The organism is Streptomyces sp. NPDC088810, from assembly GCF_044750305.1.
Lineage (GTDB): Bacteria > Actinomycetota > Actinomycetes > Streptomycetales > Streptomycetaceae > Streptomyces.
In genome coordinates this window covers 67,987-86,260 of record NZ_JBIVJQ010000020.1, presented here as the reverse complement: position 1 = coordinate 86,260, position 18,274 = coordinate 67,987, and the positions used below count along the sequence as shown (strand labels likewise).

Genomic DNA, 18,274 nt, shown 5'->3' with positions numbered 1-18,274 from the left:
GCGGCCTCCTGCTTCTTCACGGTGTCGCTGCCGGTGTTCGCGAACGCCGGGTAGGCGCTGAGGGCGGCGGTCAGGCCGCTGTAGGTGTAGAACGACTTCCGGTTCGGGAACATCTGGTTGAACTGGGCCTCGGAGACGACGAACCCGGAGGGCGTGGTGCCGCCTCCGCCGCTCGCCGGTGCGGTCCACTTCTGGTTGGCGCCGCCGGAGCAACTCCAGATCTGCAGCCGCGTGCCGTTGGCCGGGTTGTTGTCCCGCACGTCCAGGCACTTGTCGGCGGCCGGGTTGACGATGTCGTGCGCGGCGGTGACCACCCACTGCTGGTTGGCCCCGCCGGAGCAGTCCCACAGCTGCACGGCGGCTCCGTCGGCCGTGGCGCGGTCGGCGACGTCCAGGCACTTGCCGAGCGCCCGCAGGGTGCCGTCGCCCGGGTTGGACCACCGCTGGGCCGCGGTGCCGTTGCAGTCGTAGAGCTGTACGGCCGTGCCGTTGGCGCTGCTCGCGCCCGCTACGTCGACGCACTTGCCGGCGAGGCCGGTGATCTGCCCGTCGGCGGCCTGCGCCGGTGTGACGGCGAACAGCACGGCGAACGACGCGGCGATGACGGCGGCCAGCAAGCGTCCGAGGTGCATGCGGCGCAGAGGGATCCGTCTGGGGGAGGGGTGACGCATGAAGAGTTCGCTCCAGTTCATGGGGCTGGTTGCGGTCCGGGAGATGTGCACCGGGCGGTCCGCGGAGGTCAGTTGAGGACGGTCTGCGTGACGACGATGTGCCCGGCGTCCGGGTTCAGGCTGCCGCCGAGCCGGCTGAACGCGCCGTCGGTCAGGTCGAGGCACTTGGGCTCCTGCGGGGTCTGCACGAACGTGCCCCGGTCGTTGATGCGGACCACCAGCGACCGCCCGTTGGCGACGTTGGTCACCTGGACCCTTGTGCCGAACGGCAGTTGGGGCTGACGGCTGAGCGAGGTCGCCGCGGTGTCGGCGTTGTTGTCGAACAGTTCACCGCTCGCCGTCAGCGCGCCGGGCGGCTGGGGGCCGTAGTGGGTGGCCCAGCACTGCTCACCGGCCTGCGCGGCCGGGGCGTTCCACTTCTGGTTGGCGCCGCCGGTACAGGTCCAGATCTGTATCCGGGTGCCGTTGGCCGAGGTGTTGCCGGTGACGTCCAGGCATTTGTCCGCCTGCGGGTTGACGATGTCGCGGGCGGCGGTCACGTTCCACTTCTGGTTGGCGCCGCCGGTACAGGTCCACAGCTGCGCCTTGACGCCGTCGGCCGTCGCATTGCCGGTGACGTCAAGGCACTTGCCGAGGGCGCGGATCGTGCCGTCGCTGCCGACGGTCCACTGCTGGGCGTTGGTGCCGTTGCAGTCGTAGAGCTGGACGGGCGTGCCGTCGGCGGAGTCGGCCCCGGCGACGTCGAGGCACTTGCCGGCGAGCCCGGTGATGGCACCGGTGGCGGCCTGGGCGGGGGAAGCGGCCAGTGCTCCGGCCGATACGGCGACGGCGGCGGCGAGCAGGGTGCGGAACAGGACCGAGCGAGTGGGGGGTTGTGCGGCCACGGTAGGAGATCACAGCCTTTCGCGGTCGATGAAGAAACGGGGAAGGCCTCACCGAGCCGAGTGCTGCGTGCGGAGGCCCACCCGGCACCCGGGAAGGTAGGTGGTCTGAACCAGTGCGGTCAAGAGCCGAACAAGGCATCTTGGTAAGGGAGTTGAGTGACCTAGAAGCGTGAATTCAGGCCAGGGTGTCGGCGTGGGTGCGCGTCACTCGGCGTTCATTTGTTGATGCCGGCGGCAGAGGGGTGCTGCTCCAGCGTGGTGGCCGCCACCTCATGAACACCCCCTGTTTCACAGCCCCTTGACGGCCGCCAGGTCCGTACCTATGGTCTCGGTTCAGCTCATACGTTCAAGAAGCCGCCCAGCGTTCACATATGAGGACGGACTAGATGCAGGACGTACCCGCTCCACACCCCCGTAAGTCCCCGCGTTCCGCTCTCGCCCTCGCGGCGGCGGCCACCCTGCTCACCACCGGCCTGCTCTCCTGGCCCGGCACCGAGCGCGCGGAGGCCGCTCCCGCGACCTTCGTCCACCCCGGCATCACCGTCTCCCTCACTCAACTCGACTTCGTCCGTAGCAAGGTGTTCGCCGGCGCCCAGCCCTGGAAGAGCGCGTACGACCAGATGGCGGCGAGCAAGTACGCGAGCCTCAGCCGCACCCCCAAGCCCCGCGCCGTCGTGGAGTGCGGCTCCTACTCCAACCCCAACTACGGCTGCACGGACGAACGCGAGGACGCCATCGCGGCCTACACCGACGCGCTCGCCTGGTACATCACCCGTGACGAGCGCTACGCCAAGAAGTCGATCGAGCTGATGGACGCCTGGTCCGCCGTGCTCACGGACCACACCAACAGCAACGCGCCGCTGCAGACGGGCTGGGCGGGCTCCTCCTGGCCGAAGGCCGCCGAGATCATCAAGTACACGTACTCCGGCACCTGGGCCAACTCAGGCCGCTTCGCCTCCATGCTGCGCAACGTCTACCTGCCGGAGATCATCAACGGTTCGAACTCCAACGGCAACTGGGAGCTGTCGATGATGGAGGCGGCCGTCGGCATCTCCGTCTTCCTGGAGGACAAAACGTCGTACGACACGGCCATGGCGAAGTTCCGCACCCGCACGGCCGCGTACGTGTACCTCGCCTCCGACGGCGACCTGCCGAAGACGGTACCGAGCCAGAATCTGAACACCCGCGACAAGATCGTCTCCTACTGGCAGGGCCAGTCCACCTTCGTCACCGGCCTCACCCAGGAGACCTGCCGCGACTTCACCCACACCGGGTACGGCATCTCCGCCATCTCGCACGTCGCCGAGACCAGCCGGATCCAGGGCCAGGACCTGTACGGCACCGACGTGGGCGAGCGGCTGCGGCAGGCGCTCGGCTTCCAGGCCAAGTACGAACTGGGCACCGCCGTCCCGAGCTGGCTGTGCGGCGGGTCGGTCAAGCGGGGGCTGGGCCCGGTCACCGAGGTCGGCTACAACGCCCTGCACAACCGCCTGGGCATCGCCATGACCAACACCCAGTCCCTGACCGAACAGAACCGCCCGGCAGGCAGCAACAACCTCTTCGTCGCCTGGGAGACCCTGACTCACGGCGACAACCCGAACTGACCCCATGGCCGCCACCGGCGCCGGTTCAGAGGTCCCTGGTCGGCACCGCCGGTCCTCAGCCGGCTGATGAGTCCCGTGCCGTCGGCGGTGCTGCCTAGTCGCGGGGCACGGCACGTCGCTTGACGAAGCCGGCCAGGCACTGGCCGAAGACAATCCCTGTCCTCCATGGTGCATCCGGACCGGGCGGCCCGCGCCTGTGTCGGGGCCACGGTCAACGAGCTCTGGAACTCCGGCCGTTGCCTCCAGTCCGCCGTGTGGCCAGGGGTCCGGACGCGCTGCGTCGGCCCGGCTCGATCTGCCCGGCGAACGCCTGGAGCGCGGCAGAGCTGTTCGGCGGCAGGACCGCCATCAGCCCCCGGTCCTGCGCCTCGGCCAGCGTGTCCGCGGCCTGGCTGCCCTCCGGGGCGAGCACCAGCCGTACGTGCCCGTCACCGGAGCCCCGCCGGTCCACCGGCGTCACGGCGCCATGTGTGCCGTCGGGCAGCGTCACCCACAGCTGGAAGTCGTCGTACCGGAAGAAGTCCGCGCCCTTCACCGGCCACGGGTAATGGTGCTCCCCGGGCACCTTCGGCAGGATCCCCTGGTGGTTCCCACGGCTCATCGGCACACAGGCGTTGAAGAGGGAGTCGGTCCACGCCTCGACGCCGTCGGCGTCCGTGATGGGGGTGCGCAGCAGCTGTTCGGCCTCCTCGTAGCCCAGTTGGGCCAGGGCCGGCAGCGTCTCCGGGAAGGCCGCCACGAGTTCGGCCGCGTCCTGGCGCAGCCGGTCGACCTTGGGCGGGTCGGCGCAGAACTGCATGCTCCACTCGATGCCCACGCGGGCCCGGTACATCCGCCAGCCGCCCGCCGTCTTCACCCACAGGCTGCCGCCGTGGTGCATCTCCCAGCCCTCGGGCGCCACCGGCCGGGGCCCGTAGGGCAGGTCCGCGTCGTCGATCTCGTCGAGGATCCGGTGCGCCGTGCGTTTCGCGGCCTTGAAGAACGGCGACTCGAAACGCTTCGGGTGCTCCACCAGCCGGATCCGCCAGGGATGGTCCTCCGGCAGTGTGCCGCCCGGCTTGACGGTGTCGGGCATCAAGTTTCTGGCAACGGTACCGGCGCGGGTCATACTGCCCTCCTCGTGCCGCCCGCGGCCCGGGCACGGCCCGCGGTGCCGAGTGGCCCTCTGGGAACAGTCCCCCTGTGACCATCGTGCGCCTCGTGGCGGGAGTCTGCGAGCGCAGACACCGCCCCCGGCGTCCGACCGGCGTCGCCGGCTCCGCCGATGATCGGCCGTCCGCGCGGGATCGCCGCCAGGTGGTCAACGGCACCTTGTGGAAGCTTTCCACGGGCGCCGCCCGGCGGGCTCTGCCCGAAACGCCACGGCCGTTCCAGCTCTCCACCGGAGGACCGCCAGCATGCAACCGTGATCACGCTGTGGGGTCAAGGCGTCACATGACGCATTGAAACCGAGGCCGGGGCCGGCGCGCCGGACACCTCCCTAGGGCCTGGTGCGGACGAAGCGCAGAGTCACATAGCCCTCGCCGGGGCCCGGCGGCCGGTTCCAGGGTCTGGTCCGGAACGTGTGCAGACGCCCACGGGTGAGGGCGAACCGCGGCAACCGGACGCCGTACTCGGCGGCGAGCGCCTCCAGGGCCCGGTGTTCGCCCAGCCGCTCGGTGCGCGGGTCGTCCGGCCGGAAGAGCCGCTCCGGATCCAGCGCGGCCGGCACGGAACCTCGTACGACCGCCGTCTCACGGACCGTGAACCCGTACCGTTCCTCCCCGTTCTCGGCCATGGACAGGTGGAAGACACCGGGGCGGTGTCCGTCGGACGGCTCGCTCCACACCGTCACCGCACGTGTGCCGCGCGAAGCCGCGATGCCGGGGGAGACGAACCACTTCTCGGCGAAGCTCCCGCCGGGCCACGCCTCCAGGGCGAAGCTCCAGCCGGCGCCTGCCCGGCCGACGGAGGCCAGCGCCCTGTCCTCCCACCCCGACGCGTTCGCGTCGCCGCGCCGGCGCATGCGTGACTCCCACAAGGTCGTCGGCTGGTTCAGGACGGTGGTCTCGTCCGCGCCGATCCGGCCGGGCAGCTCGGCCGGATCCACCGCCTCCACGAGGACGAAGCGGTACGACGACGACAGCACATTGCCGGGATCCAGCCCGGTCAGCCACGCCAGCCCCGGCGGATCCACGTCGGCCGCCGGAGCCGGGGGCGCACCCCGCTGCCCGGCCCGGGGTGTTGCCAGCGCCTCCCGGCCCCGCTCCGGGGTGAGCAGCGGGCCGAGAAGCGGGTCGGCGCACAGCCCGACGGGGGCGATGTGCTCCGGGCCCACAGGCCGCCACTCGGGCAGCGCGGCGCGAAGGGTCCGCCACGCCCCGTCCGCGTCGCCCCACCGCGCCTGCTCGCGCGCCTCCGCCACGGCCCGCCCGAAGGCGCCCTCGGGCGCGTAGCGGTAGGTACCTTCGCGTACGTCACGCAGGATCTCGTACGCCGTCTCGGCCATCGCGGGGGAGGTACCGCCCAGGTGGTAGGTCCACGAGGAGTCGTCCCGGTGCGCGCTCACATGCTCCGCCGCCAGAACGGGCAGGACCTCCGGGGCGTAGAACGGATCGGCAGTGAGTCCGTGGAACGACACCGTGTACGTCTGCCCGAGCAGCCGGCGGATCTGGTCGCGCAGTCCCGCCGCCCGCGGCCTGCCGTACTCGAGCGCCTCCGCCAGTGCCGCCTCGGCCTCCTCGTACCGCCCCCGCAGCGCCTCCAGCCGGGCCTCCTCCACGGAGGCGTCCAGCGCCCGCGTCGTCGCGTTGACGAACTCCCGACCGGCGCGGTGCGACCGGTCCGCCTCAAGGCTGTGGAACTCCCGGTACATGTCCTCCATGAACGCGCGGAACGACCCGTACCGCTCCGGCGGGCTCGCTCGCCACGACGCGTAGGAGTACACGGCCCACTCGCCGTCGGCGTCCACGTCCCCGGGATCCATCAGGATGTGGACGGCGTCCGACTCCACGTCCAGTTGCAGGGCCCGCTGCCACATCCCGGCCAGCAACTCGTCCTCGGGCGTGGGGTCGTCGTCCAGGTCCCCGGGGAAGTACTCGGCCAGCCCCGCGGCGTCCTGGTGCCACCGGACCTGCCCGGTACCGGCGAGCAGCCACACGAAGCCGCCCGCGTGCCGCCAGCCGTCACTCACCGCCAAGAACGCCCGGTACGAGGGAGGCAGCCGGTGCCCGAGCCGCTCCTCCAGAGCCAGGATCCGCTCCTCGGAGGCGGGCGGTAACCCCAGCCACCGCGTACGCAGGCTGTCCTCGTCACCCGGGAGCCGCTCGCCGTCCGGCGCGTCGGGATCCTGCGCGTCCGCCCACTCATGGCTCCAGCGCGTCAGGAACGCCCGCCAGTAGTCGATGTCCGTCATGCCACCGATCGTGCCAGCCACCACTGACAGCGCCCGTCCGGCGGGTGCAAGCCGGCCCCGCGAGGGGTGGGCACCGGCTCGGCGGGAGGGGGGGCGCCGGGGCCCGGCGCATGTCGCACGGCCCGATACGAGGCAGGGCCAGACACACGGCATGGCCCGAGCTGGTGTGCCCGGGCCATGTGCCTCGTACCTACGTGTCGTTTGAGACCTGTGTGGGGTCAGAGCACCCCAGGGCCGATGTCGCCGGGCCGGATCCGGCCTCGCCACGCGCCGGACTCCCCACCGCGCTCCTCGACGTACTGCTTGAACCGCTTCATGTCACCCTTGACACGCCGGTCGATCGTGCCGATCAGGTCCGCGGCCTTCTCCACGGCTCCGCTGGGCTCGACGTCCAGCACCAGCTCGACCTTGGTGTGGCTGTCGTCCAGTCGCTCGAAGCGGACCGTGCCCTTCTGGTTGGTGTCGCCGCTGGTCGTGCGCCAGGTGATGCGCTCGTCGGGCAGCTGGTCGACGATCTCGGTGTCGAACTCCCGCCGTACCCCGCCGATCTTCGTGGTCCAGTGATTGTGCCGGTCGTCCAGCTGCCTGACCTCCTCGACGCCTTCCATGAAGTTCGGGAACTCCTCGAACTGCGTCCACTGGTTGTAGGCGGTGTGGAGCGGAACCTCGACCTCTACCGCTTCCCGGACCGTGCTCATCTCTGTACCTCCGTTGTCACTCCTTGGCTGGACCTGGCGAGTACCCGGAGAAGCGGAGGTCATGGGCGCCGAAGTCGAAACGAGGAGCGTGAGGGGATGCACACGCAGCGCATCGGCCCTTCCGCCGCCCGGCTCGATCCGGCCACTGCCGCCATTCGGGCCACCGCGCTGACGTGGTGTTTTAGAGTGGCTTCACCAGTTCCAGCGACAGGACCTGTGAGGTATTCGCGAACATGCCGACTGAGACCTTCGAGTTTCAGGTGGAGGCTCGTCAGCTGCTCCAGCTGATGATCCACTCGGTCTACTCGAACAAGGACGTCTTCCTGCGGGAGCTCGTGTCCAACGCCTCGGACGCGCTGGACAAGCTGCGTCTGGAGAAGCTGTGGGACGACTCGCTCGACGCCGACGTGTCCGACCTGCACATCGAGATCGACATCGACAAGGACGCCCGTACGCTCACCGTGCGGGACAACGGCATCGGGATGTCGTACGACGAGGTCGGGCAGCTCATCGGCACGATCGCCAACTCGGGCACGGCGAAGTTCCTGCAGGAGCTGCGGGAGGCCAAGGACAAGGCCGGTGAGGAGGGGCTCATCGGCCAGTTCGGCGTCGGCTTCTACTCGGGCTTCATGGTGGCCGACGAGATGACCCTGCTGACCCGGCGCGCCGGCGAGAGCCAGGGCACCCGCTGGTCGTCGCGCGGCGAGGGCACGTACACCCTGGAGACGGTCGACGACGCGCCGCAGGGCACCTCGGTCATCCTCCACCTCAAGCCGGCCGACCCGGAGAACCAGCTCCACGACTACACCTCGCCGTGGAAGATCAAGGAGATCGTCAAGCGGTACTCGGACTTCATCACCTGGCCCATCCGGCTGGTGCCCGAGGGCTCCGCCGACGGGAACGACGAGGCGCCCGAGCCCGAGACCCTCAACTCCATGAAGGCGCTGTGGGCGCGGTCCCGCGACGAGGTGTCCGACGACGAGTACCACGAGCTGTACAAGCACATCGGCCACGACTGGCGCGACCCGCTGGAGACGATCCGGCTCCAGGCGGAGGGCACCTTCGAGTACCAGGCCCTGCTGTTCCTCCCCGCGCACGCACCACACGACCTGTTCACGCGCGACTTCAAGCGCGGCGTGCAGCTCTACGTCAAGCGCGTGTTCATCATGGACGACTGCGAGGCGCTGCTGCCGCCGTACCTCCGCTTCGTCAAGGGTGTCGTCGACGCCGCGGACCTCTCGCTCAACGTGTCCCGCGAGATCCTCCAGCAGGACCGTCACATCGAGATGATGCGGCGCCGGCTGACGAAGAAGGTCCTGTCCACGGTCAAGGAGATGATGACCAAGGACCGGGAGCGGTACGACACGTTCTGGCGGGAGTTCGGCACGGTCCTGAAGGAGGGACTGGTCACCGACGCGGAGAACCGGGACGCCATCCTCGCCGTCGCGTCGTTCGCCAGCACGCACGATGAGACCGAACCGACCACGCTCAAGAGCTACGTGGAGCGGATGAAGGACGGTCAGGAGGACATCTACTACCTGACCGGCGAGTCCCGGCAGAGCATCGAGAACTCCCCGCACATGGAGGCGTTCCGGGAGCGGGGCATCGAGGTGCTGCTGCTCACCGACCCGGTGGACGAGGTGTGGGCGGACGCCGTCGGCGAGTACGAGGGCAAGAAGCTGCGGTCCGTCGCCAAGGGGCAGATCGACCTCGACGCCAAGGACGAGGACACCTCCGACGCCGAGCGGGAGAAGCAGACCGAGGAGTACGCCGGCCTGCTCGGCTGGATGAAGGAGCAGCTGGACGAGGACATCAAGGAGGTGCGCCTGTCCTCCCGCCTCACCGTCTCCCCGGCCTGCGTCGTCTCGGACGCGCACGACCTCACCCCGGCCCTCGAGAACATGTACCGCGCGATGGGCCAGGAGGTGCCCCGCGCCAAGCGGATCCTGGAGCTCAACCCGGACCACCAGCTGGTGAAGGGTCTCAACCAGGCGTACAAGGAGCGCGAGGACCGCTCGGAGCTGGCCGAGACCGCCGAACTCCTGCACGGCCTGGCGGTGCTCGCCGAGGGCGGCCAGCCGAAGGAACCGGCCCGCTTCGTCAAGCTGATGGCGGACCGTCTGGAGCGCGCGCTGTAGCACGGCTCCGCCCGACGCCGGCGGCCTGCCCGGGGCATCCGCCCCAGCCGGACGGGCAGGTCGCCGGCGGGTCCGGAACTCGCGGTGTCGACCATTCGTTTCCCCCTCGCACGGATCGTTCCGTAGCGACTTCCGAGTCCGTGCCCGGCGAGGGGGAGGCCGAAGTGGACACACGGATGGGATGCGGTGCCAGTACGAGGGGCCGGCCCGCGGTGGGGAGGCAACACGCCTCTGTGTGCGACGTGTCGACCCGCGGGCAGGCCGTGCGCGTCTGCCGGGCCGTAACCGCGTCCTAGGGCGTGACGATGCCGTTCGACGACAGCCTGCTGCAACGCGCGACCGAGGCCGTGACGGCGTACGAGCAGGCCAGGGCGGGGCGCGAGCCGTCCGCGGTGCAGCGGGCGCTGGCGCTGGCGGAAGCGTTGTACGCGCAGGTGCCCGCGGAGTATCCCGGGCAGCGGGCGATCGCCGCCTACCTCGCCTCAGCCCTGCTCCTCCTCCGCGCCGAACTCGGCGGCAGCACGCCGGTGCGGGCCGACCTCGACCGCGCCCTGGATCACGCCGAACTGGCGGTCCGACTGCGCGAGCAAACGGTCGACCCCGACCCCCGTCTGCCCTCGGTCGCCCAGTTCCTCGCGCACACGAGCGAGGTACGGCGGGCCCGTCTGCGCGCCACCGGTGACGTCCGCGAACTCGACGGCGCGATCGAGGCCGCCCGGTCCGCCGTACGGCATCCCGGAACCACCGGGCCCGACCACGTCCACGTCCTGGCCACCCTGTGCCGTCTTCTCACCGATCGGCATCTGCTCACCGGAGCCCCGGCCGACCTCGACGAAGCGGTCCGGGCCGGCCGGGACGCCGTCGCAGCGGCGGGCCCGGCGCACCCGTCCTACTCGGTGGCCTGCAACAACCTGGCCCTGGCCCTGCGCAACCGATCCGAACGCCGAGCAGTGGGGACCGACCTGGCGGAGGCCGTCGTCCACGCACGCAACGGAGCGGAAGCCGCCCCGGACGGGCTCCTGCGCGCCGCCTGCCTGAGCACGCTGGGAGGCGTGCTGGCCCGGCAGTACGACGTCCAGGGCGACGCGCACGCCCTGGACGAATCCATCGCCGCAGGGCGGGCGGCCCTCGACGCCCTGGGCGTCCCCCGGCCCGCCGCCTGCCTGGACCCGGACGACGCCGACGCGGCGGAACCACCGACGGGCGGCCCAGCACACGTGGTGCCCGTGCTGGTCAACCTCGCCCTCGCGCTGCGCCGCCGGCACGAACGCACCGGTGACCTCGACGACCTCGACGCGGCCGTCGCCACCGCCCGCGCGGCCCTGCGCGTCTCGCCCCCACGCGGCACGGACCACCCGGCCTGCCTGGACCAACTGGCCAATGCCCTGCAGTTGCGCTTCCAGCGGACAGGCGACGCCGAGGACCTGAACGAGGCGGTCGACGCCGGCAGCAAGGCGCTCCGGCGCTGTCCCGCCGGTCACCCGGCGCGGGCCATCCTGGTCAACAACCACGCCCGTGCGCTGCGCCTGCGGTTCGAGCGCCATGGCGACGCGGCCGATCTCAACCAGGCGATCGCCGCCATCCGACAGGGCCTGTCCACCGTGCCACCCGGTGACGCCGCATACGCCGTGTGCCATGCGCAGTTGAGCGTCCTGGCGCTGCTGCGCAACGGGCTCGGCGCCGATCCCGTCGACCTCGACACGGCGGTGGCCGCCGCAGCCGAGGCCGTGACGGCCGCCGCTCCCGGCGACCCCCATCGGGGCCTGTACCTGAACGCCCTGGGCATCGCCCACCAGGAGCGGTTCGCCGAACGTGCCGACCCCGCCGACATCGACGCGGCAGTCCGCGCCGCCCGGCAGGCGGTGAGCGCCACCCCCCGCGACCACCCGCTGTATGCGACCTGCCGGCAGAACCTGGGCAACTCCCTGGTCACCCGATGGGTCTGGCGGCTCGGGGAGGGCGACGACGGCGAACGGAGCCGAGGCCCCGGGGCAGGGCCCTCGCGGAAGGCGGCGGACCTGGCCGACCTGAACGAAGGGATCGCGGCCCACCGCGCGGCCCTCGACGCGGCAGTGGGCGTCGCCGAGCGTGCGATGTGCTCGGCCAGTCTCGGGACTTCGCTCCGCTGGCGGTATCAGCAGACGGGAAGGTCCCGAGACGCACAGGAAGCAGAGGTTCTGCTGCGCAAGGCGGTGCGCGCCGGGCCGGAGGACAGCCTGGTGTACGGCCGGCACCTGCACGCGCTCGGCGAGCTGTTGAGCGCACGCCGGCAGCACACCGGCGACCGGGACGCCGCGGCCGAGGCCATCGCCCTGTGGCAGCGGGCGGCACGGCTGCCCGGAGGCTCGGCGGCCGACCGGATCGCGGCGGCCACCTCCTGGGGCGGGCTCGCGGCGGAACTCGGCGACTGGGCACAGGCCGTGGACGGCATGGCCACGGCCGTCGACCTGCTGCCGCTGCTCGCCTGGCGCGGCCTGGACCGCAGGCAACGCGAACGGCTGCTGGCCGACTGCGCCGGACTGGCCCAGGACGCCGCCGCGACCGCGCTGGCCGCGGGCCGGCCGGAACAGGCCGTGGAACTCCTGGAGCGCGGACGCTCCGTGCTGTGGTCGCAACTGCTCGAGCAACACACCGAACTCGACGCCCTGCGCACCGCGGCGCCCGCTCTGGCAGCCCGCCTGGACCGGGTCCGAGCGGCACTGGACGCCACGGCAGCCGCCGCGCCCGCGCTCTCCGTCATGGAAGCCGGTGCCGGTACGACCGCACCGGCACGCCCTGCCTGGCTGGAGCGTCACGACGCCACGGACCGCCGCACGGCACCGGCCCACGAGTGGGAGGAGCTGATCGCAGAGGTACGCCGGCTGCCCGGCTTCGGGGACTTCCTGAGCCGGCCTCCGCTGCGCGAGCTGCAGTCCGCGCTGCCCGGGCCGGTGGTTGTGGTCAACGTCAGCGCGCTGCGCTGCGACGCACTGATCGTCACCCCCGACTCGGTGCGTGCGGTGCCGCTGCCCGGCCTGACGGCCCGCGACGCGCACGCGCGCGTGGACCAGTTCCTCACCGTGCTCCACGAAGCGGACCGCGCCGTCGGTGCCGACGCCAGGGCCGTGCGCATGATCCGCGAAAGCACGCTCCGGGACATCCTGGAATGGCTGTGGGAGACGGTCGCCGCCCCTGTCCTGGGCGCGTTGCACCTCACCTCCGCCTTGCCCGCCGACGGCCCCTGGTCACGCCTGTGGTGGTGTCCCACAGGCCCGCTCGCCCTGCTGCCCCTCCATGCCGCGGGCCGTACCGGCGACAGCGTGCTGGACCGCGTCATCAGCTCGTACACCCCGACGCTGCGCAGCCTGGCCCCCGCGCCCAGCCGGCCGGGTCGTAGCGCGCCCGGGCCCGGACTGCTCGCCGTGGCCGTCGCCGAGGCGCCCGGGCTGCCCGTCCTGCCCGGCGTACGGCAGGAAGCGGAGGCGGTGACACGGTTCTTCCCCGGCCGGTCCCACAGGCTGCTCGACGGACCCGACGCCACCCGCGACGCCGTCCGCACCGGACTCGCCGGGCACGCCTGGGCGCACATCGCCTGCCACGGCAGCCAGGACCTCTCCGCCCCGACCCGCGCCGGACTCCACCTCCACGACGGCGTCCTGACACTGGCCGAGCTGGCCACCGCCCGGCGTACGGGCCCGGGGGAGCTGGCCTACCTGTCCGCCTGCGAAACGGCCATGGGAGGAGCGGACGTCCCCGACGAGGCGGTCACCCTCGCCCACGCCCTGCAGTTCACCGGCTACCGGCACGTGGTGGCCACCTTGTGGAGCGTCGAGGACACCGTGGCGACGCGCACGGCCGAAGCCTTCTACACCGGCCTGACCCGCACGGCCGAGCCCGACCCGGCGCGGGCCGCGGAGGCGCTCCACCACGCGGTCCGCGCTCTGCGCGCCCGCATGCCTCACGCACCGGGCCGATGGGCGTCGCACATACACGTGGGAGCGTGACGCGCTTTGGCCGTGCTCCCAGCACCTCCGGTGCCGGCGCAACTCCTGGTCAGCGTACGGCCGAGAAGTGAAAGCAGACAGGCGGCGGCGTCGCGCAGGACCCGTTCGGTGGTGTGCGCCTCGATGAGGGACGCCTGCCGCCGCCAAGTTTGCGCATTGGCATGGACCTGACGTCATGGCCCGGCTAGGCTCTGCCCCGCCACGCAGAGAGCGCTCTCAGACATCGGCTGTTCCACCCCACCCCTGGAACGACGAAGGGCAACTCCCATGAGACGCAGACCACTTACGCATGTCGCGCTGGCCGCGCTCCTGGTCCTCGGCGGGCTGAGCGCAGCGGGCACGATCCCCGCGGCGGCGGCCGGCTCCACGGCCGGATCCGCAGGAACCGCGGCATCCGCCCCCCGACCCGCCTCCTCCGGACTCGTGACCGCCATGCAGCGCGATCTCGGACTCACGCGCAAGCAGGCCGAGGCCCGGATCGCGGACGAACGGACCGCCGCCGCGCTCGCTCCGAAGGCACGCCGGACGGCCGGGGAGGCCTACGCGGGCTCCTGGTTCGACCCCGTGAAGGGGCGCCTGACGGTGGCGCTCACCCCGGACGCCCCGGCGGACACGCGCCGCGCGATCAGCGCGGCCGGGGCGGAAGTCCGTACGGCCGCGCACACGGCCCGGCAGCTGGACGCCGTCAAGGCGCGCATGGACCGGCTGTCCGCGCCGCCCGGAGTGAGCGGCTGGCACGTCGACCCGGTGGCCGACACGGTCGTCGTCGACATCGTCCGGAAGGACCGCGCTGACAACGATGTCCGGCGCTTCGTTTCCCGGGCCCGCGAGGCGGGCCCCGTCACGGTCCGGACCGTACCCGCCGCACCGCGCACCTTCGCCGCGGGAACGGTCGGCGGCGACCCCTACTACACCGGCAACGTCCGCTGCTCCATAGGCTTTTCGGTGTACGGCGGCTTCGTGACGGCCGGGCACTGCGGCCGGCCCGGCGCCGGGGTCAGCGGCTGGGACGGCTCCTACATCGGCACTTTCCAGGGCTCCTCGTTCCCGGACAACGACTATGCCTGGGTGAGCGTGGGCAGCGGCTGGTGGACGGTCCCGGTGGTGCTGGGCTGGGGCACGGTGCCCGACCAGCTCGTGCGCGGCTCGGCCGTGGCGCCCGTCGGATCCTCCGTCTGCCGCTCGGGATCGACCTCGCACTGGCACTGCGGGACGGTGCTGGCACTGAACGAGACCGTCAACTACAGCCAGGGCGCGGTGCACCAGCTCACGAAGACGAGCGTCTGCGCCGAACCAGGGGACTCCGGGGGCTCCTTCATCACCGGGGACCAGGCACAGGGCGTCACATCGGGCGGCTGGGGCAACTGCACCAGCGGCGGCGAGACCTGGTTCCAGCCGGTCAACGAGATCCTCGGCCGGTACGGCCTGACCCTGCACACGTACACCGGCTGACCTCGCGCGCGCACCGACCACAGCGGTCACACCGGGGGCCCGTACGCACCGTGGCGGACCCCCGTCCGTGGCGCCGCACCGACCATGGAGCAGACACCGTGCTGAGACTCCCGCCCCGTAGCACCCGCCCCCCTTCCCGGCCGCACCGGGCCTTCCGGCGCTTACGGCACCTGGTGACCGCCGTCGTGGTGACGGTGCCGGCCGTCACCACCCTCCTCGCCACCGGGGCGTCCCCCTCGCGCGCAGCAGGGTCCTGGACGCCCGCAGCCGCCCCGATGTCCACTCCCTGGACCGACCAGGTGCCGGTGGACCACCCCCTGCCCGAGTACCCCCGTCCGCAACTCACCCGGCCCGACTGGGCGAACCTGAACGGCATCTGGGACTTCGCCGTCACTTCCCGCGACGCCGGGCAGCCGAAGGCCTTCGGTGAGCGGATCCGCGTACCGTTCGTGCCGGAGTCCGCGCTGTCCGGCATCCAGCGCAAGATCACCCAGAACGACAGGCTCTGGTACAAGCGCACTTTCACGGTCCCCGCCGGCTGGGACGGCCGCCGCGTCCGGCTCAACTTCGGCGCCTCCGACTGGGAGACGACCGTCTGGATCAACGGCCGGCAGGCGGGCGCCGTACACCGCGGAGGCTACGACGCCTTCTCGTACGACATCACGCCACTGCTGAACCGCGGCACCAACACCGTCGTCGTGTCGGTGTACGACCCGACGGAGACCGGCGGCCAGGCCATCGGCAAGCAGCGCATCCAGGACGTCACCCCGCACGCCGGACACAGCATCGTCTACACCGCCTCCTCCGGCCTCTGGCAGACCGTCTGGCTCGAACCGACGCCGGCGGCACACATCACCCGGCTCGACATGGTCCCGCACCTGGAGGACAGCACCCTGCGCGTGACCGTACGCGGCACCGGAGCCGCCGGCGCCGCCGTCAGGGTCACGGTCTCCAGCGGCGGGACGACCGTCGCGAGCGCCACCGGTACGGTCGGCACCGAGTTCTCCGTCCCGGTGCCGAACGCCCACCTGTGGTCGCCGGACGACCCGTTCCTGTACGACGTCACCGCCCAGCTGACCGGCAGCCCCGGCGGCGACAGGGTCGGCGGCTACACCGGCATGCGCTCGATCGCCGTCAGGGACGTCGACGGCGTCCGCCGGCCGGTCCTCAACGGACGGTTTCTCTTCCAGACAGGCACCCTCGACCAGGGCTACTGGCCGGACGGCGTCCACACCGCACCCACCGACGCCGCGCTCAAGTACGACCTGCAGAAACACAAGGACCTCGGCTTCAACATGGTCCGCAAACACATCAAGGTGGAGCCGCAGCGCTGGTTCTACTGGGCGGACCGGCTCGGACTGCTGGTGTGGCAGGACATGCCCTCCATGGACAGCGGCAGGACACCGGACAGCGCGGCCCGCAGCCAGTGGGAGAGCGAGTACCGCGCCGTCATCGACCAGCACCGCAGCTCGCCCGCGCTCATCCAGTGGGTCGACCAGAACGAGGGCTGGGGCCAGTACGACCAAGCCCGCATCGCGGACATGGTCAAGGCGTACGATCCCTCGCGCCTCGTGGACAACATGAGCGGCGTCAACTGCTGCGGAGCCCACGACGGCGGCAACGGCGACGTGATCGACGACCACAACTACGTCGGACCGGGCAACACACCGACGGAACCGGTGCGCGCCTCGGTGCTGGGGGAGTACGGCGGCCTCGGCTACCGGGTCCCCGGCCACGAGTGGTACCCGGGCGGCGGCTTCAGCTACGAGGACCAGCCGACCCCGGCCGCGCTGGACGACCGGCTCGTCGGGCTCCTCGACGGCATCCGGGAGAACGCCATGCCCGCCGGCGGCCTGTCCGCATCCGTCTACACGCAGATCACCGACGTCGAGAACGAGACCAACGGGCTGATGACCTACGACCGTCGGGTCGTCAAGGTCGACGAATCCCGCGTCCGCGCGGCCAACCAGGCGCTCATCGCCGCCTCCCGCACCATCGGCCCGCCGGTGCGGCTGCCGCTGGAGCAGTACGTGTCCCTCCGCGTCACGACACCCGGCTACACCGACCGCTACGTCCGCCACTCCGACGGGCTCGGCTACACCGAGGTGGTCGACTCCGGCAGCAGTGACCTGCTGAAGCAGGACGCCACCTGGAAGGTGCGGCCGGGCCTGGCCAACCGGCTCTGCTACTCCTTCGAGTCACGCAACCATCCCGGTGAGTACCTGCGGCACCGCGACTTCCGGGTCCGCCGTGAGGCGGGCGACGACTCCGCGCTGTACAAGGCGGACGCCACCTGGTGTCCCGTCCGGGGCAACGGCGGCATCCGGCTGTCCGCGTCCGGCTTCCCCGGCCAGTACCTCCGACACATCAGCGCCGAACTCTGGCTGGCCCGCTCAGGCGGCACCCACACCTGGGACGACCCGAACACCTTCACCGAGGACACCACCTGGTCCGTCGAACCCCCCTGGGCGCCCTGACCGGGGGCACCTCCCGCCGACCGACGTACTCCGCGCCGAGTAGACCGGGTTACTCCCGCCGCCGGACGGCACCGCCGGCCCCTTCCGGCACCGTGTCGTCCATGAAGTTGAGCCGACCCGCGCGCCGGGCCTCCCTCGTCGTCCATGTGGCCGCCTCCGCGGGCTGGCTCGGGCTCACACTCGGGCTGCTCGCTCTCGCCGTCACCGCCACCGCCACGGGATCGGCGGTGACGGCCGAGGCATCCGTCCGGGCGATGAAGCTCTTCGCGGACTGGCTGCTGCTTCCCGTCGCGTTCCTCACCTCCCTGAGCGGTGTCCTGCTGTCCGTCGGCACACCGTGGGGCCTGGCCCGCCACCGGTGGGTCTCCGTCAAGTTCTGGCTGACCCTCGCCGCGACGGCGGCCACGGCCTTCGCGCTGCGCCCCGGCCTCGACACGGCGGTCGCCACCGTGGCGGCGAGCGGGCCGGCACCCGGCCCCGGGGGCCTCCTGCCGGGCCCGATCGTCTCCCTGTGCGCGTACGTCTTCATGACGGCGATCTCCGTCCTCAAACCTTGGGGACTCACCCGGCGCGGCAGAGACCACCGCGCCGCGGAGACCTCAGGGCGACGGGGGACCAGGCCGCGCCAGGACGCCGTACGGCATCGGTCGTAGCGTGGAAGAGGCGGCACCACCCGCGGTCGCGCCGGGAAACGGCCTCCCGCGTGCCCCGGAAGCCCTCCTCGCCGAGGCCCTCACCTGCCTCAGCCGCTGCTGCGGGAGGCCACCGGCCTCTCGGCCTCACTCCGCCCCGCCCCCGGAGGCGTACCGCCGGCTCCTCTCCCTCGACCTCACCCGGTACCGCCTCGCCCCCCTGGACTACGACACCGTCCACTCCCGCCGGCGCTCCGAACTCGACGAGGTGGAGCCCCGCTGAGGCACCGTATGGCGGCGGCGCACCCTGGCCGGCCGGGGGCGTTGTCAGTGGGGCCGGA

12 protein-coding genes and 1 pseudogene are annotated in these 18,274 nt (G+C 71.7%); 8 read left to right on the top strand and 5 right to left on the bottom strand.

Annotated features, from left to right (window positions below):
• Nucleotides 1-632, bottom strand: a 632-nt coding sequence (locus ACIP4Y_RS38085) for a lectin (protein ID WP_401401629.1), incomplete at its 3' end; no start/stop codon positions are given.
• A gap of 107 nt (nt 633-739) precedes the next feature.
• A complete protein-coding gene (locus ACIP4Y_RS38080; protein WP_401401646.1) occupies nt 740-1,525 on the bottom strand; it encodes a ricin-type beta-trefoil lectin domain protein in 786 nt (261 codons plus the stop codon).
• A 416-nt stretch (nt 1,526-1,941) separates the two neighbouring features.
• On the opposite strand from ACIP4Y_RS38080, the gene ACIP4Y_RS38075 reads away from it, so the two are divergent.
• On the top strand, nt 1,942-3,159 hold the full coding sequence (locus tag ACIP4Y_RS38075) for an alginate lyase family protein (RefSeq protein ID WP_401401626.1): 1,218 nt from the start codon (nt 1,942-1,944) through the stop codon (nt 3,157-3,159).
• 211 nt (nt 3,160-3,370) lie between these two features.
• Here ACIP4Y_RS38075 and ACIP4Y_RS38070 read toward each other — a convergent pair whose 3' ends face one another.
• Complete coding sequence (locus ACIP4Y_RS38070; protein WP_401401623.1) at nt 3,371-4,234, bottom strand: DUF6424 family protein; 864 nt, start codon at nt 4,232-4,234, stop codon at nt 3,371-3,373.
• 180 nt (nt 4,235-4,414) lie between these two features.
• Here ACIP4Y_RS38070 and ACIP4Y_RS38065 point away from each other — a divergent pair.
• A pseudogene (locus ACIP4Y_RS38065) lies at nt 4,415-4,533 on the top strand (transposase); the annotation flags it as partial.
• Between the two features lie 106 nt (nt 4,534-4,639).
• Here the strand turns inward: ACIP4Y_RS38065 and ACIP4Y_RS38060 are convergent.
• Nucleotides 4,640-6,553: an SMI1/KNR4 family protein gene (locus ACIP4Y_RS38060; RefSeq protein ID WP_401401620.1), complete on the bottom strand. Its 1,914-nt coding sequence runs from the start codon at nt 6,551-6,553 to the stop codon at nt 4,640-4,642.
• A gap of 218 nt (nt 6,554-6,771) precedes the next feature.
• Nucleotides 6,772-7,251: an SRPBCC family protein gene (locus ACIP4Y_RS38055; RefSeq protein WP_401401617.1), complete on the bottom strand. Its 480-nt coding sequence runs from the start codon at nt 7,249-7,251 to the stop codon at nt 6,772-6,774.
• 233 nt (nt 7,252-7,484) lie between these two features.
• Between ACIP4Y_RS38055 and htpG the strand changes: the two genes are divergently transcribed.
• From htpG to ACIP4Y_RS38025, 6 genes are all read left to right on the top strand, one after another.
• The gene (gene htpG / locus ACIP4Y_RS38050; protein ID WP_401401614.1) at nt 7,485-9,389 is read left to right on the top strand and encodes a molecular chaperone HtpG; all 1,905 of its coding nucleotides are present in this window, start codon (nt 7,485-7,487) and stop codon (nt 9,387-9,389) included.
• A 305-nt stretch (nt 9,390-9,694) separates the two neighbouring features.
• Nucleotides 9,695-13,372: a CHAT domain-containing protein gene (locus tag ACIP4Y_RS38045; protein WP_401401612.1), complete on the top strand. Its 3,678-nt coding sequence runs from the start codon at nt 9,695-9,697 to the stop codon at nt 13,370-13,372.
• 267 nt (nt 13,373-13,639) lie between these two features.
• Nucleotides 13,640-14,824: a S1 family peptidase gene (locus tag ACIP4Y_RS38040; protein ID WP_401401609.1), complete on the top strand. Its 1,185-nt coding sequence runs from the start codon at nt 13,640-13,642 to the stop codon at nt 14,822-14,824.
• A 188-nt stretch (nt 14,825-15,012) separates the two neighbouring features.
• Complete coding sequence (locus ACIP4Y_RS38035) at nt 15,013-17,301, top strand: AbfB domain-containing protein (protein WP_401401643.1); 2,289 nt, start codon at nt 15,013-15,015, stop codon at nt 17,299-17,301.
• A 101-nt stretch (nt 17,302-17,402) separates the two neighbouring features.
• Nucleotides 17,403-17,954, top strand: a complete 552-nt coding sequence (locus ACIP4Y_RS38030; RefSeq protein ID WP_401401606.1) for a DUF2269 domain-containing protein — start codon at nt 17,403-17,405, stop codon at nt 17,952-17,954.
• A gap of 1 nt (nt 17,955) precedes the next feature.
• Nucleotides 17,956-18,216: a hypothetical protein gene (locus ACIP4Y_RS38025; protein ID WP_401401603.1), complete on the top strand. Its 261-nt coding sequence runs from the start codon at nt 17,956-17,958 to the stop codon at nt 18,214-18,216.
• Nucleotides 18,217-18,274: the final 58 nt, after the last annotated feature.

Bases quoted from the DNA above. Each gene is read 5' to 3' on its own strand.
- ACIP4Y_RS38075 (WP_401401626.1), top strand. From the start codon at position 1,942: ATGCAGGACGTACCCGCTCCACACCCCCGTAAGTCCCCGCGTTCCGCT.
- ACIP4Y_RS38070 (WP_401401623.1), bottom strand. From the start codon at position 4,234: ATGCCCGACACCGTCAAGCCGGGCGGCACACTGCCGGAGGACCATCCC.
- ACIP4Y_RS38060 (WP_401401620.1), bottom strand. From the start codon at position 6,553: ATGACGGACATCGACTACTGGCGGGCGTTCCTGACGCGCTGGAGCCAT.
- ACIP4Y_RS38055 (WP_401401617.1), bottom strand. From the start codon at position 7,251: ATGAGCACGGTCCGGGAAGCGGTAGAGGTCGAGGTTCCGCTCCACACC.
- htpG (WP_401401614.1), top strand. From the start codon at position 7,485: ATGCCGACTGAGACCTTCGAGTTTCAGGTGGAGGCTCGTCAGCTGCTC.
- ACIP4Y_RS38045 (WP_401401612.1), top strand. From the start codon at position 9,695: ATGCCGTTCGACGACAGCCTGCTGCAACGCGCGACCGAGGCCGTGACG.
- ACIP4Y_RS38040 (WP_401401609.1), top strand. From the start codon at position 13,640: ATGAGACGCAGACCACTTACGCATGTCGCGCTGGCCGCGCTCCTGGTC.
- ACIP4Y_RS38030 (WP_401401606.1), top strand. From the start codon at position 17,403: ATGAAGTTGAGCCGACCCGCGCGCCGGGCCTCCCTCGTCGTCCATGTG.